Here is a 17555-nt window from a genome sequence, read left to right as displayed (position 1 = left end):
CTCTCCAATAAAGAGTTTGAGCTGTTGCTCAAAAATCTTGCTAGCTTGTTACTTAATTTCGTTCATGTTAACTATTAAAAGTTAACGTGGACGCTGTTGTTTTGTTTAGTTTTCAAAGAACTATTTTTAAGTCGTTCTCTCGAAGCGACTTTATTATCTTAACATATCATCTCAAAACAAGTCAACACTTTTTTATATATTTTCATATATTAATTTGCTGAATGTTTTTTACGACAACGAAATATAATATATCACCGTTTTAGTAGTAAAGTCAACACTAATTTTATATTTAGTTTAGGTTAGTAAAACAGTTGGAATGAGACCCATCCTCTAAAGCTTATGCAAGTAAAAAATGTCGAGTGACCGATTTTTCGTGCTAATAACCATAATCGTTTATAGAAGAGTCTTTCAATAGGTATTTTAATCGATGGGGGTTATGTTTATCGAGCCAATTATTAGCTTGGATAATCATCCAACGACCGAAAGTGTTTAAAAAGCTGATTAATTTAGAGACATCACTTACTGGCTCAATTGCAAACTTAAGTGTTTTTCTCATTTCTGCTTCTTTTTCTTTGAAATGTTTAGAGAAAATGGTGTATGCAGGATATAAGTCTCTCGTATATGATTGTTCCTTATCCATTACGAAAGCCATTCCCGCCCGAATCATTATCTTCATGATCCACTGACAACAATCCATGATATCATCTATTCCTTTATTATCCTGCAAATCTGCTATCGCAATTTTTATTTGGCTTTCTAAATTTATTATATGTTCATTAGCAATTGTTTCGTCTGCTTTGAATTTAGGAATTTTATCACTTAAATTCTCTCCATATACACAAAGTGCATATGTCTTAATCATAAATGTAAGTATGAATGATTCCTTTACACTCAGTAACATTTCCTTTTCAATAAAATTCATTTCAATATCAACCAAGTACGGATTTTTATTAAGCAAGTTGCTTTTTAACTGTTCAAGCAACCTTTGATTCCTATCAGTAATTAACTTATCAATTACAATAATGGCATCAAGATCTGAAACTTTATCAATATTTTGCCCACGCGGGACTGAGCCTCTTACGTATACACTATTTAGATTATCGCCCAATATCTCTATTAATCCATTCACAAAAACTTGAATTAATTCTCTGTGCTTGTTATCAACCTTCTCATAGCTTGTCTCATTAACTAAGTAGCCTAATGAATCCGTCTGACAGATAGAACCTATTTGTTTAATCGTATTAAAAACCACCTTTAATTGTTATATTCTTACCCCGTTAATAGAAGTTGGAGGAGATGCTCATTTGATTTTACCATCTACTATATCTTCTATACCATATTTTCCATATAAAAAGGATAATCAGCCTACACGGTAGACTAATTATCCGATAAATTTATTATCCACAAAGATTTTATATAAGGTACATTTGAATAATGACTAATGCAGCAACCCCTGGAACCCCTAAAATTCCAGAGACAGCAGAAGTAACAAAGTTAATAGGAACATGAATTCCATAAGAATTCCCAAAGGCATTTAGGAAAAACAAAAATAGTGCACCAATCATTATTTTGATGAGTGTATGCCCGGCAAATCGAAGTGGTTTTAAAGGAGTACCCACCATAAGTACAAGCAGAATCAAACCTCCTATTAATCCAATCACCCATAACGGTTCCATTACATTTCCCCCTCTACCATGCTTGTACTAATCTATATGAATAGCTTTACACAATAAGAACAATAAAAAAGTAGCGAAGGAGTGAAATGAACTCCTCAGCTACTTTTTTTTTATCGTTCTCGTACGAACCTCTCTTAATAAGAAGAGATATTTGGCTTCTGCAACTTTTAATTGACAAATTACTTCTTCTGATGGATCCACGCTTTTATTCACAAGATTTTTTTGTTTCGTCCAGCGATTTTTACAGGATTCTGTTGTTTCCATCAATTTGGCATCAAATTGTTTTTTTAAGCGATCCTTTTTGCGAAAAAACATGAACTATAATTACCCCTTTATTAAATTTCTCTTCGCCCCTCTAGCGCTTTTGATAATGTGACTTCATCCGCGTATTCCAGATCACCACCAACCGGGAGTCCATGTGCAATACGCGTCATTTTTATGCCAGAAGGCTTTAAAAGTCTTGAAATATACATAGCTGTAGCTTCCCCTTCGATATTGGGGTTAGTTGCGAGGATGAGTTCTTGGGTTTCATCGTCTTGCAATCGCTTGATTAATTCCGAGATTTTAATATCTTCTGGACCAATCCCATCCATTGGTGAGATAGCACCATGAAGTACATGGTAAAGACCATTGTAGTCACGCATCTTTTCCATGGCGATAACATCTTTCGTTTCCTGCACCACACATATTATGGAGCGATCTCTTCTATTATCTTCACAAATATAGCATGGGTCTTTGTCTGTTATATGACCACATACGGAACAATAAGAAAGATTTCTTTTCGCATTCACTAATGCTTTCGCAAAATCAAGTACAGTGTCTTCTTTCATATTAAGTACGAAAAAAGCCAGACGAGCAGCCGTTTTCGGGCCGATACCTGGCAATTTCATAAAGCTGTCGATCAGCTTTGATATAGGCTCAGGATAGTGCATAAAGGTCCTCCTAGAAAAGTCCTGGCATGTTTAAACCTTTAGTAAATTGGCCCATTGTTTCGTTCGTTAACTCTTCCATCTTTTTCAGAGCGTCATTTGTTGCAGCCAATACTAGGTCTTGTAACATTTCGATATCTTCTGGGTCCACTACTTCTTCTTTTATATTTACTTCAATTACTTCTTTTTGTCCGTTTACTACAACCGTTACCATACCGCCACCAGCAGTACCTTCCATTGTTTGTTCAGCAAGATCTTCTTGTGCTTTTGCCATATCCTTTTGCATTTTTTGCATTTGTTTCATCATTTTTTGCATGTTACCCATTCCGCCACCACGCATCATAATAAAAACCTCCTAAAGTTATAAGTTATTCTTTTATTTCTATCAGATCAGGACCAACAAGTTTTTTCGCTTCTTGGATGAAAGGATCATCCTCTTCCTTGTTGCCTTCGTCTTCGCTTTTTTGACCACGAATAAATCCTTCTCTAATATGTAGCCATTCTTGTTCAGGAACAGCCAGCATTTCAAATGACTTTCCGGTTAGCTCGAGGATAATTTGTTCCAAGTTTTGCTTTACCGGCTCATCTGACGCCATTTTACAATGAATTTCATATTTAAACTTTAACACAAAAGCGCCATTTGATGCAGCAACTGGCTCACTATCTGTTAACAATGCTGCATGCGATACTTTGCTTTGCTTTCTTAATGTGTCTAGAAGCTGTGCCCAGCTTCCCTTGATGCTATCAAGGTCTGACCTTGTTGCTTGCTTTAATACTTCCTGAATTCTACCTGTTGCTGGTTTAAAGCCGCTCCTTGCTCCACCTGAAGTGCGGGCAGGACCTTTAGCAGATTGCGGGGATTTAGCTCCCTCTCCACTACTTCTGCTAGCAAGCTCTTTTACCTTATTCTCAAGTAAGGTAATTTTTTTCTGAAGAAGATTAACCTGATCTTGATTGGCAGCTTCTTGTGTGGAGCCTTCCGTCTGACAAAGCTTCACAATAGCAACTTCAAGGAATATTCTTGGGTGATTGGTCCATTTCATTTCCTGCTGACTTTTATTAAGGATATCAATGGTTTCATAGATAGCTTCTACTGGCATTTCTTGTGCAAAGTGTTGGAATGCATCATCCACTTGTACTCGATCCAAGATCTGTTCGAGATTTGGGGCTGTCTTATAAAGAAGCATATCCCTGTAGTAGAAAATGAAATCTTCCAAAAATCTAGCTGGGTCTTTGCCAGATTGAAATATTTGATGAAGCGAATCCAGTGCCATTGCAACATTCTTTTCATATAAGCCCTTTACCATGTCGGTCATAAAAGTTTGGGAGACAGAACCTGTAATGGCGAGTGCATCTTGAACAGTCAAGCTTCCTTCACTAAAAGAGATTGCTTGATCCATAAGGCTTAAAGCATCCCTCATTCCACCTTCAGCAGCTCTAGCGATGATGGAGAGCGCCTGTGGATCAGATTCTATTCCTTGTGCTTCTAGAACCGTAGCTAGCCTGCCAACAATAGATTCCCCTGTTATTCGTTTAAAATCAAAACGCTGACAACGCGAGATGATTGTTAGAGGAATTTTATGCGGCTCTGTTGTAGCTAATATAAAAATAACGTGCTTCGGTGGCTCTTCCAAGGTCTTCAGCAAAGCATTAAATGCACCAATTGAGAGCATGTGCACTTCATCTATTATGTATACTTTATACTTTACAGCACTCGGAGCATATTTCACTTTGTCCCGAATATCTCGGATTTCATCTACTCCATTATTGGAAGCAGCATCTATTTCTAAACAATCAGAGATCGAGCCATCCGTAATCCCTTTACAGGCAGCGCACTCATTACATGGCTCCGCAACAGGCGCATGCTCACAGTTTACTGCTTTTGCAAGTATTTTAGCCGCACTTGTTTTACCAGTTCCCCTCGGACCTGAGAACAAGTAGGCATGGGAAAATTTCTGTTGAAGTAGGGCGTTTTGTAGGGTTTTTGTAATGTGTTCCTGCCCCACAACATCCGAAAATTTCTGTGGGCGAAAAACACGATATAAAGCTTGATATGCCACCTATATGCCCTCCTTCTATTTATTCATATCTATTATAACGTAAGCGAAGAGATAATTTCAATTTGAATCCGAAATGCGGAAGGTGCCCGTTCAGCGACGTACAAACTGGACTGAGCCGTATGAGATAAAGAAAACACGAAGAGCGTTAGCGATTCGATGTTGCCTTATCGTAAGGAGGCGAGGGAAGTTTGATAGTTGCTGGCGCTTGGAGCTAGACAATCCGAAATGCGGAAGCGCCTTGATCAGCCCCGACAAGCATAAGATAAGGCGGCATGAAGGTGGATCTTTACCTTCTTGACGCACCGACTTATGAACTCGAGGGGCTAGGCGCTCTACTTTTCTTATTCACAAACAAAAAACCCACCTCATAAACTGAAGTGAGTTTGAATGCTTTTATTTAACTGCCGTGCACCTTCCGTCGATTAGTCACCATAAGCGTTACTTAAGCAGTTAGCTCGACCCAGGCAACCCTGCGGCACATGAGAGAGTCCGCTTAATGCTGCTTCCTTCCGGACCTGACATGGTTCACGGGTTCCCATTGCGCAGGACCCAGGTGTCAACACCACTTACTTAAGGCAGACCCTACAGTCTACTAACCTCGAGAAGGGATTCAGCCTCGCTAGAGCGGATTGCGAGTATAGGGCACCGCTACCTCCCCGCTTAGCACGACAAAATTAAAACCAATAAAATTGGTGCGTCAATTCCTCGACGCATAATTAAGTATAAGGTTTAGAGGAGAAAATTGCAACCATCAGTGATATGTAAATATTTAGGAGTGCTTTGATATCTGCTGTTTCTGCGCTCTTTTCTTCTTACGAAGTTTACGGAAAAAAGAGGATAACATTTCCCCGCACTCTTCCTCCAATACTCCGCTTGTAATTTCCGTTTGATGATTGAAACGGTTATCTTGCAGCAGGTTCATTAAGGACCCTGCACATCCCGCTTTCGGGTCTTTGGCTCCGAATACGACTCTTTTTACCCTGGACTGAATGATTGCGCCCGCGCACATCGGACAAGGTTCTAGTGTCACATAAAGTGTCGCATCTTCTAGTCTCCACGTTTTTAATACCTCGCATGCCTGATCTAACACTAAAATCTCTGCATGCGTAATGGAGCGTTGTGTCGTTTCTCTTAAATTATACCCGCTAGCAACGACTTCCCCGTCTACTGTAAGCACTGCTCCAATGGGTACCTCATTTAAATCTTCCGCTTTTTTTGCTTCTTCTATTGCCAACTGCATAAAATATTCATCTTGCATCAACCAACGTTCCCTTCTTCGGCATGCTGTTTATATTCTCGACCCTTTTTCCATACAATAACCCTTATGAGGTGATAGAGACATGGAACATACCGCATTACTTATTATAGATATTATCAATGATTTTCAATTTAAGCACGGAGAAACGTTAGCGGAGAAGACATTAGCCATCTCCCCACAAATTGTTGCGCTCAAACATTATATGTATGACAAGGGGCTACCGGTAATTTATATCAACGATCATTACAAGCTTTGGCAGGCAGACTACGGAAAAATTATCGAAAAATGCCGAAATGCACTAAGCGGAAAAATTATTGATGAATTACAACCGAGAGACAAGGATTATTTTCTAATTAAACCAAAACACTCCGCTTTTTATGGAACCGCCTTGCATACCTTATTATCTCAATTAAAGATAAAAAAGCTGATTTTGACTGGTATTGCGGGAAATATATGTGTACTCTTTACTGCTAATGATGCCTATATGCGAGAATTTGAACTGGTTATTCCTAAGGACGGTGTTGCCTCTGCAGATGACCAAGATAATCATTATGCATTAAGGATGATGGAAAATGTCCTAAAGGCAGAAGTAAAAGAAACTTGGAAATTGCTAACATCAACATGAGTTCATAGCATGAATTGTTTTCCTCCTTCATACAGTGATAAAGGCAGTATTTTTATTGCTATTACTAACATGCTCTTTTCCTACCGCAGATAAATAATGATGGACTACATACATTTTCGTGTCCTTTTAGAAAAGAGCTTTGAATAAAGGGAAAAAGGAGGAGGGAAGGATTTATGCAAATACATGTTGTACGACAAGGACAGACATTAAGTGGGATTGCCCAGGCATACTCAACTACTCCAACGGATATTATCGAGGCAAATGAACTGCCTAATCCCGATAGATTAGTGGTAGGCCAAGCACTAGTCATTCCCATAGTAGGACGTTTTTATTTTGTACAGCCAGGGGATACGATTACTTCTATTGCGAGAAGGTTTAACATCACAACTGCGAGATTGATTGAGATAAATCAGCTTAATCCAAATACCCCTTTACGAGTTGGACTAAGATTGTACATCCCTGCCCGGCCAAAAAGAGAGGCTGAAATCAATGCCTATGTCGAACCACGCGGAGACACTGTGACAGAAGAACTTCAACAAAGTTCCAGAAATGCAGCTCCTTATTTGACATACCTTGCTCCATTCAGCTTTCAAGTATTAAGAGATGGTTCATTAAAAGAACCTCCGCTGACAAATCTTCTGGATATAGCAGCAGGTGAAAATGTTACGTTGATGATGGTGCTTACCAACTTAGAAAATGATGCCTTCAGTGACGAACTCGGAAGAATTATCTTGAATGACATGAATGTTCAAAATAAACTTCTTGATACCATCGTCACTACGGCAAAGAAATACAACTTCAAGGATATTCATTTTGATTTTGAGTTTTTACGTCCAGCTGACAAGGACGCCTATAACAGATTTCTTCGCAAAGCCAAAGAACGATTCCGAAAAGAAGGCTGGTTGATGTCCACTGCCCTTGCACCGAAAACAAGTGCAGATCAAAAAGGTAAATGGTATGAGGCGCACGACTACAAAGCACATGGAGAAATTGTCGATTTCGTTGTCATCATGACGTATGAATGGGGATATAGTGGCGGACCCCCAATGGCAGTGAGTCCTATTGGGCCAGTTAGAGACGTATTGGAATATGCCATTACAGAGATGCCAAGTGAAAAAATTATGATGGGCCAAAATCTGTACGGCTATGACTGGACATTACCATTTCAACAGGGCGGTGACTTTGCAAAAGCGGTAAGTCCTCAAGCGGCCATTCAACTAGCAGCAGATAATAATGAAGCAATCGAATATGATACAACTGCACAAGCGCCCCACTTCAACTATCGAAAAGATGGGAAAGAACATGAAGTATGGTTCGAGGATGCACGTTCCATTCAGGCAAAATTTGATTTAATAAAAGAGTTAAACCTTCGAGGTATTAGCTATTGGAAACTTGGACTTTCATTCCCACAAAACTGGTTGCTTATTACCGATAATTTCAATGTAGTCAAAAATCCAACAGCTCGCTTTTATTAATAATCTAATGTAATGACACCACCTATCCAACAGGGCGGTGTTTTTTTATTTCTCCCTCTCCAGCTTATCGAAAATTCTTCCGCCATATACACCATATCTATGATAAAATATTAATTGTCTGTCAAAATATTGATTCTTGTATATGTTTGTAAAGGGGGCATCCTGGTGCATGCAACACCATTTATAACAGTGGAAGGACCGATTGGTGTCGGAAAAACCTCACTTGCTAAAAAAATTGCAGAGGAATTCCAATATCAATTATTGAAAGAGATTGTCGATGAAAATCCTTTCCTAGGTAAATTCTATGAAAACATTGATGAGTGGAGTTTTCAAACAGAAATGTTTTTCTTATGTAATAGATATAAACAATTAGAGGATATTGATCAACTTCATTTAAGAAAGCAAAAAGCTGTAGTTGCTGACTATCATATCTTAAAAAATCTAATATTCGCCAAACGAACGTTAAAGGACAAGCAATATGATAAATATTTGCAAATCTACGATATCCTAACAGCGGACATGCCAAAGCCAAATGTCATTATCTACTTAAATGCTAGCCTTGATACGTTGTTAACAAGGATTGAAATGCGCGGCCGCGATATCGAAAAGAAAATTGATCCATTATACTTACAACAATTAAGTATCGACTATGATGCGGAGATGGACCGCTTAGAACAACAATATCCTTCCCTACCAATATTGCGTTTTAACGGAGACGATGTTGATTTTGTTCAACGAAAAGAAGACCTTCAGCATATTTTCCAAGCACTCAAAAGTACTTTGCAAAAAGGAGTAAACGTATAATGAATCTACGGCAAAAATACGGAATCCCTACGAATGCGGTCATTACGATTGCAGGAACCGTGGGAGTCGGTAAATCAACCATGACCAATGCGTTGGCAAACGCTCTTGGTTTTCGCACCTCTTTCGAAAAAGTGGATACTAACCCTTATCTTGATAAATTTTATGCTGACTTTGAAAGATGGAGCTTTCACTTACAGATTTACTTTTTAGCGGAACGCTTTAAAGATCAAAAGAAGATATTTGAATACGGTGGAGGATTTATTCAAGACCGATCTATCTATGAGGACACTGGCATCTTTGCCAATATGCATTACGAAAAAGGTACGATGACGGAAGTGGATTACGAAACTTACACAAGCTTATTCGAAGCAATGGTGATGACACCATATTTCCCACACCCTGACCTCCTTATCTACCTAGAAGGCAGCCTTGATGATATACTCTCAAGAATTCAGGAACGTGGAAGACCGATGGAACAACAAACACCGATTTCCTATTGGGAAGAAATGCATGAGCGTTACGAAAGATGGATAAACAACTTCCACGCTTGCCCGGTATTACGTTTAAATATCAATGAGTATGATGTGCTAAAAGACACAAACTCTGTGGAGCCGATCATTGAGAAAATCTCTCATCATATGAAGCAATCACAATTGCTAAAAAAATAAGCCGCCCTCATTGGGCGGCTTTTCCATTGTATTATGATGACGTCGCTTCATCAATAACAATAAAAAATTCGTTACTTCTCCATAATGTAACGAACATACTCCAGTTTATGCGCTATAGGTAAAAACCTTAATTAAAAATCAATGGCGGAGGAAGAGGGATTCGAACCCCCGCGGGCTTTGACACCCCTGTCGGTTTTCAAGACCGATCCCTTCAGCCGGACTTGGGTATTCCTCCGTATCGACAAGATGTAATATATCATATTTCAAAAATAAATGTCAACAATATATAAAGAAAGGATAGAGATTTTTGCCCCTATCCTTCGATTGTTCACTATTTAGTCAAATTCTCTTTTCCACCCATGTATGGACGTAACACTTCTGGAATAATAACTGTGCCGTCCTCTTGCTGGAAGTTTTCTATGATGGCTGCAACGGTACGACCGATCGCAAGACCAGAACCATTTAATGTATGAACATGCTCTGGTTTTCCTTTCGGATCACGACGGAAGCGAATGTTTGCGCGACGTGCTTGGAAGCTCTCAAAGTTACTACAAGAAGAAATTTCACGATACGTATTGGCACTTGGAATCCAAACTTCAATATCATATTTCTTAGCGGCAGTAAAACCAAGATCCGCTGTACACATTTTCAATACTCTATAAGGTAGACCTAGTAACTGTAGTACTTTTTCAGCATTACCAGTCAACTTTTCTAATTCCTCATAAGATTCTTCAGGTTTTACAAATTTGACTAACTCTACTTTATTAAATTGATGCTGACGAATTAATCCACGTGTGTCACGGCCAGCAGATCCTGCTTCAGAACGGAAGCAAGCACTAAATGCAGCATAATTGATTGGTAATTGATCAGCCGTTAAGATTTCTTCCCGGTGCATATTCGTGATTGGCACTTCAGAAGTTGGTACTAGGAAGTAATCTTCTTTTTCGATTAAGAACGCATCCTCTTCAAACTTTGGCAATTGCCCTGTACCAGTCATGCTCGCTCTGTTGACTAAGTATGGCGGCAGTACTTCTGTATAACCATGCTCATCTGTATGCAGATCCAACATGAAATTAAAGAGTGCTCGCTCTAATCTTGCACCTAATCCTCGATAGAAAACAAATCGGCTTCCTGTCACCTTACCTGCGCGCTCAAAATCTAAAATGCCCAAGTCATCCGCAATATCCCAATGAGCTTTGGGTTCAAACTCGAAATTAGGAAGCTCTCCCCATTTTCGAATTTCTACATTGTCATCTTCTGTCTCCCCAACAGGAACACTTTCATGAGGGATGTTTGGAATAGATAAGAGTAATAGTTCCAGTGTCTCTTCTACTCCACGTAATTCCTCATCCAACTCTTTTACGTTATCTCCCACATCACGCATTTCTTTTATTAAATGATCTGCGTCTTGTTTTTCACGCTTCATCGCAGCAATTTGTTGAGAAACCTCATTTCGTTTACTCTTTAATTGCTCTGTTTGAACGAGTAGCTCTCGTCTTTTGGCATCTAATTCCTCAAAACGGTCCAGGTCTGTAAGATCCTCTCCGCGGTGCTGTAGCTTTCCTTTAATCTCTTCAAAATTAGCTCGAAGTAATTTTAAATCCAACATAACAAATTCCTCCTTAAATTTTTAAACTAGTGCCAAAAGAATACAAAAAACTCCCGTCCCCTAAATAGGGACGAGAGTTTAGATACCCGTGTTGCCACCCTTGTTGAAAAAGACATATGTCTTCTCCCACTTCATTCGATAACGGTAATAATCTTACCGATTTGACTTACTATGCTTGCTCAGCAATTCGGCCAAAAGCTCAAGGATGGATTCATAAGTGTGATACATCGGTTTTCACCAACCACCGACTCTCTAAAGTACCAAACCACTAATTACTATTTCCTATCTTCGCATTTGCACTATATACAAATTGTTATTAGACATTAATCTACTACAAGTCTCTCTTAGTTGCAATAGTTTTATTCACTAAATTACTTGGACTCTTTCACCATATTAACAAAGTACTGTGTAATTCGGTGATCATCCGTTAACTCTGGATGGAAAGAGCAACCCAAAAATTGATCTTGGCGTGCCGCAACAATGCGACCATTATGCTTACACAAAACTTCAACATCTTCCCCTACTTCCACAATATGTGGAGCACGAATAAAGACACCAACAAAGTCTTGGGCAACGCCAGCAATATCCAGTTCAGCCTCAAAGCTATCTACTTGACGGCCAAAGGAGTTTCTTTCCACTTTCGCATCCATAAATGCCAAGTGTGGTTCATCATAGCCAACGATATCGTTCGCGATTAGGATAAGACCTGCACACGTACCGAACACCGGCTTTCCACTAGCACCAAATGCACGGAGCGGTTCCATAAAGGAATACTTATCAATAAGACGACGCATCGTGGTACTTTCGCCACCAGGAATAATAAGCCCGTCAATTTCAGATAGTTGCTCCGTTTTTTTTACAACAATTGCTTCTGCTCCAGATGCTTCAATGGATCTTACATGTTCCCGAACTGCACCTTGAAGTCCCAAGACTCCAACCTTCACCATGTATGAAAACTCCTTTACTTACCAACCACGCTCTTGCATGCGATTTTCAGGTAATAGTGTAGAAATTTCAATTCCTTTCATAGCCGCTCCAAGTCCTTTAGAAAGGCTTGCAATTAACTCATAGTCCTGATAATGAGTAGTTGCTTCCACAATAGCACGAGCAAACTTAGCTGGGTTGTCCGACTTGAAGATACCAGAACCAACGAATACCCCGTCTGCACCAAGTTGCATCATCAATGCTGCATCAGCAGGAGTAGCTACTCCACCTGCAGCAAAGTTTACTACTGGTAAACGACCTAAACGTTTAATTTCTAAAAGTAACTCAAACGGTGCACCTAACAGCTTTGCTTCCGTCATTAATTCGTCTTCGCTCATGCCCACTACTTTACGTACTTGCGCATTTACTTTGCGGATGTGGCGAACAGCTTCTACAATGTTCCCAGTCCCAGGCTCACCTTTCGTACGAAGCATAGAAGCTCCTTCTCCAATACGACGAGCAGCTTCGCCAAGGTCGCGGCATCCACATACGAATGGAACCGTGTACTGGCGCTTGTCCAAATGGTACTCTTCATCAGCTGGAGTCAATACTTCACTCTCATCGATATAATCCACGCCCATTGCTTCCAAAATGCGAGCTTCTACGATATGACCGATACGACCTTTAGCCATTACCGGAATCGTTACTGCTTTCATTACGTTTTCTACGATTGTTGGGTCTGCCATACGAGCAACTCCACCAGCTGCACGAATATCAGCAGGAACACGCTCTAGAGCCATTACTGCTACAGCACCAGCTTCTTCTGCAATCTTTGCCTGCTCAGCATTTACAACGTCCATAATGACGCCGCCTTTTTGCATTTCTGCCATACCACGTTTTACACGATCCGTACCTGTTTGATGTGCCATCGAATAGTCCCCCTATATGTATAAATGAATTTTAAATATTATTTACTAACACGTTCTTTATTTTACCTTAAATTTTCGAAAAATCCTAATAATAATTCGAAAGCTTCCTTTTTAAAAATTGCCAGCTATTCCCCTACTGATTATAAACAAAATGCCCGAAAGTCCCTCTTTAAAGGAACCTTCAAGCATTACAATAATAGTTGTTAGAATAAGCCTTTTATTGCGCCAACAGCTGTTGACCATAAATCACCAAAGAATCCACCAACCGCACGCATGGATAATACGAACCAATTCGCTTTCTCCACACCCTCTTTTGTGACCAATTCTGCTTGTTCTCCCTGTCCTTCAAATAAGAAGCCCAGGTTTTCTTCTTCACCTGTATAATTTACTGTCATATGTCCGACAGTAGTTTCCTCTTCAAATGGTGCTGTGATTTCGTTTTCCTCTGATACAATTTCCTCATCAAAAACGTATAGAGGTTCAAAGTTTTCTTCTTCTCCACGTTTTACAAGTACCTGTAATGGCTCACTTGTTTCGACTTCCACACTTTTTTCTTTCCCTTTTACAACCTTCAAATTTGATTCATTATCAATCTGATAGTTTGATGGGTAAATTTCTTGTAGAGAATAATTAGCAAAACCATAATCAAATAGCTTTCTAGTTTCTGCAAAACGTGCTGTATCCTGAGGTTGTCCATCCGCATTTTTTGCATTCATTACCACGGAAATAAAACGCATTCCGTCTTTTTCAATTGTACCTGTAAAATTATAGCCGGCAAAATCAGTAAAACCTGTTTTAAGTCCATCCACACCTTCATACTCCGAAATCAGGCCCGGAAGCATCCAGTTCCAGTTTGACATGTGGATTTCATCATCTGTACCTTCTCTAAATATCTTTTTAGGAATGCTTGCTGTATCAAGGATTTCTGGGAAATCCTTCAAAAGATGATAAGCTAACATTGCGGTAGCGCGGGCAGACATGACATTTTCTTCATCTGCTCCTGTTCCGTCAGGATGCATTCCATATAAATCAGCATTGTTTAGGCCAGTGGAGTTTACAAATTTATAATCTTTTAACCCTAACTCTTCGGCTTTTTCATTCATCATTTTAACAAACTCAGTTTCCGTTCCAGCCACCATTTCTGCCAGTGCAATGGTTGCACCATTAGCGGAATAAATAGCCATTGCTTCGTAAAGCTCTTGAACATTGTATGTTCCATCTCGGCGAAGCATAACGTTGGAAAGACTGCGGTCATGAGAAATAGTCCAAACATATTCATTTACATTATACTGATCATCTAGAGAAAGTTTCCCTTCACTGATAGCTTCCAAGATCAAATACTCAGACATCATTTTTGTCATACTTGCAATTCCAAGTACTGCATCAATATTTTGTTGATAAATAATTTTACCTGTGTTTTTTTCAAGAAGTAAGGCAGCTTCTGCATTTATATTTAAATGAGGATTGTTCTCCTCTGCTTTAACATTTTGTATCGAAAAAACAGTCGTTAACAGTGCAATGGTTAGTAAACTAGCAATAAATCGTTGAATGTTGTCCTTTGTCACAATTCATTAACCTCCAGATTATTTTTCACATAGTGGTTATTTTAACATACAATCTTCAAAAAAAATAGACAGAGAACGAACACTTCATTCTCTGTCATAAATATGTCATAACTATGCCTCTACACCTATAATGCTGTTATGAAATGGAATAGTTGGGAGATTCTTTTGTTATTTGAACATCATGAGGATGACTCTCACGAAGCCCGGCACCTGTCATTTTTACAAATTGAGCATTTTCTCTCAAATTTTCTAAGTCTTTTGTCCCGCAATACCCCATACCAGATCGTAATCCACCTACCATTTGGTAAATAGTATCTGCTACTGGACCTTTGTATGCAATGCGGCCTTCAATTCCTTCTGGAACAAATTTCTTGTTTTCCTCTTGGAAATAACGGTCCTTACTTCCTTTTTCCATCGCACCAACAGACCCCATACCGCGGTATACCTTAAAGCGTCTACCTTGGAAAATTTCCGTTTCACCTGGACTTTCAGATGTGCCACCAAGTATACTTCCTAGCATAACTGCATGGCCCCCTGCTGCCAATGCCTTTACGATATCGCCGGAATATTTAATACCGCCATCGGCAATAATACTAATTCCTAACTTTTTCGCTTCTGTCGCACAATCATATACAGCAGTAATTTGTGGAACCCCTACACCAGCAACAACACGAGTAGTACAAATGGAGCCTGGCCCGATTCCAACTTTTACAACATCTGCCCCAGCTTCAGCTAAATCACGTGTTGCTTCTGCGGTGGCAACATTTCCAGCAATAATATTTAATTGCGGATATTTGGCTCTAATTTTCTTAACAGTATCCAGTACTCCTTGGGAATGACCATGCGCTGTATCTACTACAATAGCATCCACGCTCTTTTGTACTAGTTTTTCTACACGTAGCATAGTATCTCCAGTTACTCCAACTGCCGCACCAACAAGGAGACGACCTTGTTTATCTTTTGCAGAATGAGGAAACTCTATAACTTTTTCAATATCTTTTATGGTAATGAGACCCTTTAAGATCCCATCTTCGTCAACTAGGGGGAGTTTTTCAATTTTGTATTTTTGCAAAATACTTTCTGCATCTGCAAGAGTTGTACCTACAGCAGCTGTTACAAGGTTTTCTTTTGTCATGACATCAGAGATGGGAATCGAGAAATCTTGGATAAATCGCAAATCACGGTTTGTTAAAATACCAACTAACTTTTGTTCTTCTTGATTATTTACAATTGGTACCCCGGATATTCTGTACTTGCCCATTAAATGTTCCGCATCGAATACTTGATGCTCTGGGGTGAGGAAAAAAGGATCGGTAATAACTCCTCTTTCAGATCGCTTTACCTTATCTACTTGCTCAGCCTGTTGCTCAATAGACATATTCTTATGAATAATACCTAAACCACCTTGACGAGCCATTGCAATAGCCATTTCCGCTTCTGTTACAGTATCCATACCTGCACTAATAATCGGAATATTTAATTGCAATGTTTCCGTTAACTTAACTTTTAAATAAACATCTCTCGGTAAAACTTCTGATTTGGCTGGAACTAAAAGTACATCATCAAATGTTAGGCCTTCTTTTGCAAATTTATTTTCCCACATGACAAAATTTTCCCCCTTCATATTCTCATTAATATTTATAGTAGAGTATCAACTGGACAAAATACTGTCAAGAATGCAATTATAAGTTTATTTTTTCAAATAATTCTAACTATATTTATAACATAAGGATGTGCGTACGATGACAGTGCCCTTTCAACAGCTTTTTTACCCATTTCGTTCAGCTGAAACCGCCCAAAAATTACTAAGAGTAAGTTATCAGCAACATAAGATTGAAGCTGTTGAACAACAAAGCTACAACAATGCTTATAGCTTTATTTATTACATAGAACATGGACTAACGTATCTTCAACAAGCAAGTAACACTCCGACCGCCATTAAACCGGTCCTCTTGTTTTATGGAACGATTCAATTAATAAAAGCTTGTCTCTTAACGGTTGATCCATTATATCCAGAATCAACATCTGTATTGGCGCATGGTGTTTCTGCTCGAAAAAGAAAAAAACAAAATTACGAATTTATTCATGATGAAGTAAAAATACAGAAAAACGGCCTCTTTTCTCACTTTAGCGACAAAATGTTCCATGTGAAACAAACGGAAGGAACTAAGTTCACAATGAAACACCTTTTATTCGCCATACCAGAATTAAAAAAGACTATTCACATTACGAAAAATATTAATCCATTTTATCCAGTAGGAAACAGTCAAAACGAACAAGCCATCATACCGCATTCAATCTTAGATGATTACAAAATGACCGAATCTAGATTCATTCAATATTTTCTAAACAACACTGCTTGTCTCCATGAGGAAACTAACAAAAAAGGTATCATTTTTAATGGATTAAAAAATAATGATTCCCTGAGTTTTTCTCCCTTATTGTACGATCATTATTCCAATATGATTTTTATTCCTCGGAAAAAAGAGGGACTCACCTATTTTCCAGAATTAATGGTACATTACCTTCTACTCTACAATCTCAGTATGATCTGTCGCTATGAAACAGAATGGTGGTGTGAGCTTCTCCATACTTATCAAAGTAGCGACCTTACTCTAATCCTGGAGTTTCTGGACATAGCCGCATCAAAGATACCTTATTATATTCACACGTATTTATTGAAGGCATTCCAAATGAGTGCTGAATAAGTTTGCCGGGCATCTTTTAAAAGGGGCCGCCTCGTGTACTTCGCTAACAGCAGTATAGGGAAATTGGGAAACAATGAAGGAATACACGGGGTATCAGTGAGGCATTATGAAAATAATTCAAACGGACTTTAATAATATCTCTAATAAATTACAATTATCCCTCTCTAGACGAACACTTTTCTACACACAAAAAACCAGCGCTATTTCATAAGCACTGGTTTTTCTCATTTGCCTGGCAACGTCCTACTCTCACAGGGGGACAGCCCCCAACTACCATCGGCGCTGAAGAGCTTAACTTCCGTGTTCGGTATGGGAACGGGTGTGA

The 17555-nt window shown here is 39.0% G+C and carries 18 protein-coding genes, 1 tRNA gene, 1 rRNA gene, 1 other RNA gene and 1 other annotated feature; of the genes, 6 read left to right on the top strand and 15 right to left on the bottom strand.

Annotation, left to right across the window (positions count from 1 at the left end):
• Positions 1 to 376: 376 nt before the first annotated feature.
• The 6 genes from LRP81_RS21830 to dnaX all read right to left on the bottom strand — a co-directional run bounded on the left by LRP81_RS21830 (position 377) and on the right by dnaX (position 4665).
• Positions 377 to 1252, bottom strand: a complete 876-nt coding sequence (locus tag LRP81_RS21830) for a nucleotidyltransferase (RefSeq protein WP_230505103.1) — start codon at positions 1250 to 1252, stop codon at positions 377 to 379.
• Between the two features lie 160 nt (positions 1253 to 1412).
• The gene (locus LRP81_RS21825; protein ID WP_230505101.1) at positions 1413 to 1676 is read right to left on the bottom strand and encodes a pro-sigmaK processing inhibitor BofA family protein; all 264 of its coding nucleotides are present in this window, start codon (positions 1674 to 1676) and stop codon (positions 1413 to 1415) included.
• Positions 1677 to 1775: 99 nt separating this feature from the next.
• Complete coding sequence (locus LRP81_RS21820) at positions 1776 to 1991, bottom strand: YaaL family protein (RefSeq protein ID WP_230505098.1); 216 nt, start codon at positions 1989 to 1991, stop codon at positions 1776 to 1778.
• 20 nt (positions 1992 to 2011) lie between these two features.
• Positions 2012 to 2608 (bottom strand): recombination mediator RecR, encoded by a 597-nt coding sequence (gene recR / locus LRP81_RS21815; protein ID WP_230505096.1) that lies wholly within the window; start codon positions 2606 to 2608, stop codon positions 2012 to 2014.
• A gap of 10 nt (positions 2609 to 2618) precedes the next feature.
• Positions 2619 to 2945: a YbaB/EbfC family nucleoid-associated protein gene (locus tag LRP81_RS21810; RefSeq protein WP_230505108.1), complete on the bottom strand. Its 327-nt coding sequence runs from the start codon at positions 2943 to 2945 to the stop codon at positions 2619 to 2621.
• Between the two features lie 28 nt (positions 2946 to 2973).
• Positions 2974 to 4665, bottom strand: a complete 1692-nt coding sequence (dnaX, locus tag LRP81_RS21805) for a DNA polymerase III subunit gamma/tau (protein WP_230505094.1) — start codon at positions 4663 to 4665, stop codon at positions 2974 to 2976.
• A gap of 62 nt (positions 4666 to 4727) precedes the next feature.
• Between dnaX and LRP81_RS23535 the strand changes: the two genes are divergently transcribed.
• The gene (locus LRP81_RS23535; protein WP_399208209.1) at positions 4728 to 4793 is read left to right on the top strand and encodes a hypothetical protein; all 66 of its coding nucleotides are present in this window, start codon (positions 4728 to 4730) and stop codon (positions 4791 to 4793) included.
• A 276-nt stretch (positions 4794 to 5069) separates the two neighbouring features.
• On the opposite strand, the gene ffs is transcribed toward LRP81_RS23535, so the two are convergent.
• Both ffs and tadA read right to left on the bottom strand, forming a co-directional pair.
• Positions 5070 to 5334: signal recognition particle sRNA large type (gene ffs / locus LRP81_RS21800), an RNA gene on the bottom strand.
• Positions 5335 to 5434: 100 nt separating this feature from the next.
• Positions 5435 to 5923, bottom strand: coding sequence for a tRNA adenosine(34) deaminase TadA (gene tadA / locus LRP81_RS21795; RefSeq protein WP_399208208.1), 489 nt, complete (start codon positions 5921 to 5923; stop codon positions 5435 to 5437).
• Between the two features lie 82 nt (positions 5924 to 6005).
• On the opposite strand from tadA, the gene LRP81_RS21790 reads away from it, so the two are divergent.
• From LRP81_RS21790 to LRP81_RS21775, 4 genes are all read left to right on the top strand, one after another.
• Positions 6006 to 6548 (top strand): isochorismatase family cysteine hydrolase, encoded by a 543-nt coding sequence (locus tag LRP81_RS21790; protein WP_230505090.1) that lies wholly within the window; start codon positions 6006 to 6008, stop codon positions 6546 to 6548.
• Between the two features lie 173 nt (positions 6549 to 6721).
• On the top strand, positions 6722 to 8023 hold the full coding sequence (locus tag LRP81_RS21785) for a LysM peptidoglycan-binding domain-containing protein (RefSeq protein WP_230505088.1): 1302 nt from the start codon (positions 6722 to 6724) through the stop codon (positions 8021 to 8023).
• Positions 8024 to 8188: 165 nt separating this feature from the next.
• Complete coding sequence (locus LRP81_RS21780; RefSeq protein ID WP_230505086.1) at positions 8189 to 8827, top strand: deoxynucleoside kinase; 639 nt, start codon at positions 8189 to 8191, stop codon at positions 8825 to 8827.
• Positions 8827 to 9495, top strand: a complete 669-nt coding sequence (locus LRP81_RS21775; protein ID WP_230505084.1) for a deoxynucleoside kinase — start codon at positions 8827 to 8829, stop codon at positions 9493 to 9495. Before LRP81_RS21780 ends, LRP81_RS21775 begins: the two co-directional genes overlap by 1 nt.
• A gap of 142 nt (positions 9496 to 9637) precedes the next feature.
• Here LRP81_RS21775 and LRP81_RS21770 read toward each other — a convergent pair.
• From LRP81_RS21770 to guaB, 6 genes are all read right to left on the bottom strand, one after another.
• Positions 9638 to 9730, bottom strand: a tRNA-Ser gene (locus LRP81_RS21770).
• A 96-nt stretch (positions 9731 to 9826) separates the two neighbouring features.
• A complete protein-coding gene (gene serS, locus LRP81_RS21765) occupies positions 9827 to 11104 on the bottom strand; it encodes a serine--tRNA ligase (RefSeq protein WP_230505083.1) in 1278 nt (425 codons plus the stop codon).
• Between the two features lie 63 nt (positions 11105 to 11167).
• Positions 11168 to 11402, bottom strand: a binding site (T-box leader).
• Positions 11403 to 11475: 73 nt separating this feature from the next.
• Entirely contained in the window at positions 11476 to 12051 is a 576-nt protein-coding gene (gene pdxT / locus LRP81_RS21760) for a pyridoxal 5'-phosphate synthase glutaminase subunit PdxT (protein ID WP_230505081.1), read from the bottom strand.
• Positions 12052 to 12069: 18 nt separating this feature from the next.
• The gene (gene pdxS / locus LRP81_RS21755; protein WP_230505079.1) at positions 12070 to 12957 is read right to left on the bottom strand and encodes a pyridoxal 5'-phosphate synthase lyase subunit PdxS; all 888 of its coding nucleotides are present in this window, start codon (positions 12955 to 12957) and stop codon (positions 12070 to 12072) included.
• 203 nt (positions 12958 to 13160) lie between these two features.
• Positions 13161 to 14522, bottom strand: coding sequence for a D-alanyl-D-alanine carboxypeptidase family protein (locus LRP81_RS21750; RefSeq protein WP_399208207.1), 1362 nt, complete (start codon positions 14520 to 14522; stop codon positions 13161 to 13163).
• A 136-nt stretch (positions 14523 to 14658) separates the two neighbouring features.
• Positions 14659 to 16125 carry an IMP dehydrogenase gene (gene guaB, locus LRP81_RS21745; RefSeq protein ID WP_230505077.1) on the bottom strand — a complete coding sequence of 489 codons (1467 nt, stop codon included), beginning with the start codon at positions 16123 to 16125 and terminating at the stop codon, positions 14659 to 14661.
• Between the two features lie 139 nt (positions 16126 to 16264).
• Here guaB and LRP81_RS21740 point away from each other — a divergent pair, with 139 nt between their 5' ends.
• A complete protein-coding gene (locus LRP81_RS21740; RefSeq protein ID WP_230505075.1) occupies positions 16265 to 17230 on the top strand; it encodes a YaaC family protein in 966 nt (321 codons plus the stop codon).
• Positions 17231 to 17460: 230 nt separating this feature from the next.
• On the opposite strand, the gene rrf is transcribed toward LRP81_RS21740, so the two are convergent.
• Positions 17461 to 17555, bottom strand: a 5S ribosomal RNA gene (rrf, locus tag LRP81_RS21735); the annotation flags it as partial.

The sequence above is a fragment of the Sutcliffiella rhizosphaerae genome (assembly GCF_917563925.1).
GTDB classification, from domain to species: Bacteria; Bacillota; Bacilli; order Bacillales; family Bacillaceae_I; genus Sutcliffiella_A; species Sutcliffiella_A rhizosphaerae.
Note: the sequence above shows the minus strand (reverse complement) of the source record. Positions and strands in the feature narration are given on the sequence as shown.